The 2,049-nt window shown below is 47.0% G+C and carries 2 protein-coding genes; one reads left to right on the top strand and one right to left on the bottom strand.

All coding sequences use genetic code 11. The features are described from left to right. The first annotated feature begins 207 nt into the window (after positions 1–207). Entirely contained in the window at positions 208–1,311 is a 1,104-nt protein-coding gene (dnaN, locus tag ACTHUT_RS18945) for a DNA polymerase III subunit beta (RefSeq protein WP_003684553.1), read from the top strand. A gap of 140 nt (positions 1,312–1,451) precedes the next feature. Here dnaN and ACTHUT_RS18940 read toward each other — a convergent pair whose 3' ends face one another. Next, positions 1,452–1,814: an ACP-like domain-containing protein gene (locus ACTHUT_RS18940; protein WP_250599607.1), complete on the bottom strand. Its 363-nt coding sequence runs from the start codon at positions 1,812–1,814 to the stop codon at positions 1,452–1,454. Positions 1,815–2,049 lie beyond the last annotated feature (235 nt).

The following is a 2,049-nucleotide window of genomic DNA, read 5'->3' as shown; positions in this document are numbered from 1 at the left end:
CGACTGTGATGCACGGTGTCAAAGCGGTGGCGAAACTGCGTGAAGAAGATCCCGAATTGGCGCAAGACTACGAAAAACTGCTGATTTTGATTCAGAACTGACCCAATGCAATATTCAGACGGCCTGATGTCAATGTGAGGCCGTCTGAATACAAAAAATATTTTAAAATACCCAAATCAACCGATTTCAAATTCAAAGGAATGGAACATGCTGATTTTACAAGCCGATCGCGACAGTCTGCTCAAGCCGTTGCAAGCCGTTACCGGTATTGTCGAACGTCGCCATACTCTGCCGATTTTGTCCAATGTGTTGCTGGAAAGCAAAGACGGACAAACCAAACTTTTGGCAACCGACTTGGAAATCCAAATCAATACCGCCGGCCCTGAAAGTCAGGCAGGCGATTTCCGTATTACGACCAACGCTAAAAAATTCCAAGACATCCTGCGTGCCCTGCCTGACAGTGCGCTGGTGTCACTGGATTGGGCGGACAACCGTTTGACTCTGCGCGCGGGAAAATCCCGTTTTGCCCTGCAAACCTTGCCGGCTGAAGACTTTCCGTTGATGAGCGTCGGCAGCGACGTCAGTGCGACTTTCTCACTGACTCAAGAAACCTTCAAAACCATGCTTTCGCAAGTGCAATACAGCATGGCGGTTCAAGATATCCGCTATTACCTCAACGGCTTGCTGATGCAGGTTGAAGGTAATCAGCTGCGCCTTGTTGCAACCGACGGCCACCGCCTTGCTTATGCGGCCAGCCAAATTGAAGCAGAACTGCCGAAAACGGAAGTGATCCTGCCACGCAAAACGGTATTGGAACTCTTCAAGCTGTTGAACAATCCGTCCGAGTCCATCACTGTTGAGCTTTTGGACAATCAAGTACGCTTCCAATGCAATGGCACAACCATTGTCAGCAAAGTCATCGACGGCAAGTTCCCTGACTTTAATCGCGTGATTCCTTTGGATAATGACAAGATTTTCCTCGTATCCCGTACCCAGCTTTTGGGTGCACTCGAGCGTGCCGCCATTCTTGCCAATGAAAAATTCCGCGGCGCACGACTGTTCCTGCAGCCTGGTTTGCTGAGTGTCGTATGTAGCAACAACGAGCAGGAAGAAGCGCGCGAAGAGCTGGAAATCGCTTACCAAGGCGGAGAACTCGAAGTCGGTTTCAATATCGGCTACTTGATGGATGTGTTGCGTAATATCCACTCCGACGATATGCAGCTTGCCTTCGGTGATGCCAACCGTTCAACGCTGTTTACCGTGCCGAATAATCCGAACTTCAAATACATCGTAATGCCAATGCGTATTTAATTAGTGTGTGAACAAACAAAAAGAGCGTGTACGGTACACGCTCTTTTTTATAGGCTTGAATCAAAAGGCCGTCTGAAAATTGTTTTTCAGACGGCCTTTCTATCAAACCGGGATGATTCGGTTAAAAAGAAAAACTGGGATTAACGTGGACGTGGTTCGCAGTTTTTCACCAAGAATGAGCCGTTAGGGGCGTTCACGCCAACTACTTCAGAAGTAGTGTGGGTGTTTTTGTCGATGAAACCGGTAGACATTACATAGCCTTTACGGTTGGTGAAAGTAGTGCCAGTGCTGTCAGAACGTTTTTTGTCGACAACCAAAGAGGCTTTTTTGCCACCGGCATTTACGTCAGCAGTAATGGCACGGCCGCTACGGTCAAAGCCGTACATCACGTTCAGTGATTTGCCACCGTCACAACTGTAAGAAACGAAGCCGGCAGGTGCAGCGGCAGCGGAGAAGGAAACAGTAGCCAATGCGGCTGCAGTGATAACAGAAAGTAATTTCATGATCTAAGCTCCATATGAGTGTTGTGTGTTATCTTGCAAAGTGAGAAAGGGTTTCCGTTTGCAGATGAAGCGTATTTTAGGCGTTTTGTCGGTAGTGGCAATTGGGTAAATTGCAAAACAGTGTTTACTTATGGTTACCGGATTGTTTATTAATAGAAAGTTGTTTGTAATTTGGTGTTGCAAAGTGGTTATGCGGGTTGTTGCGGAATATATACATTAATGATTCTTTAAGAAA

This window comes from Neisseria sp. P0022.S010 (assembly GCF_051956635.1).
This window is presented reverse-complemented; position numbering and strand designations above follow the sequence as displayed.